At 64.2% G+C, this 682-nt stretch carries 1 protein-coding gene (only partly in view); it reads right to left on the bottom strand.

Annotation, left to right across the window (positions count from 1 at the left end):
- A protein-coding gene (locus GJA_RS28800) for an effector protein Tle3 domain-containing protein (RefSeq protein ID WP_479686752.1) crosses the window boundary here: on the bottom strand, positions 1 to 302 show its 5' portion. It extends 16 nt beyond the left edge of the window; the window shows 302 of its 318 coding nt (coding positions 1-302); the start codon lies at positions 300 to 302; its stop codon lies beyond the left edge, outside the window.
- Positions 303 to 682 lie beyond the last annotated feature (380 nt).

Raw genomic sequence — 682 nt, 5'->3', positions numbered from 1 at the left:
CGCCAATCCGCCACCGCACACAAATACCGATAAAATCCCGGATCGCTCGACGCCTTGCCACCCCCGATCGCCACATCATAAGCCGTGACGTTGCGGTGGTTTTCGGCATTGCCGATAATCGCGCCGTGGAATGATTTCGGACTTACTTCGTGCTGCCAGCGCTTGCGCGCCTCGTTCGGCGTTTCATAGCGGGTGATCAGCAGCTTGTCGCCGCTGACCGATGCGGCGCGGCTGGCCCGCACAATCTTGTATTGCTCGCCGGCTTGCTTGCCGCTGTTCGCCGCCTGCTGCAGTTGCTGCATCTGGCCCGAACCGAACATGCCCGCACCATGCTCGGGAATGCGGTTCGACAAGGGACGCGGATCGTCGATGATTTCCGGGCGCCGCAGTTTCAAGCCGTCGCCGCTGGTGATGGCGATGGCGGCGTCGATCGGATCGACTTCTTCGCACGGTCCCTGCTGATCGGCCGGCAGCGCCGCCTGATCCGACTCTTTCGGCAATTGCGGCGGATCGATCTGGCCGGCGCCGCGCAATTGCGGCGCGGCCGGTACGCGCAACGCCTCGCCATTGATGCTGCGCAGTCCTTCCCGCTTGCCGGCTTCGGTCTGGAACAGATGCCATTGCGCCGTATCATGGCTGGCGCGGTGGCCGCGATTGGCCGCGGCGACATGCGCATGGTCGT

Origin of the sequence: Janthinobacterium agaricidamnosum NBRC 102515 = DSM 9628, from assembly GCF_000723165.1 — a bacterium.
Taxonomy (GTDB): domain Bacteria; phylum Pseudomonadota; class Gammaproteobacteria; order Burkholderiales; family Burkholderiaceae_D; genus Janthinobacterium; species Janthinobacterium agaricidamnosum.
This window is presented reverse-complemented; position numbering and strand designations above follow the sequence as displayed.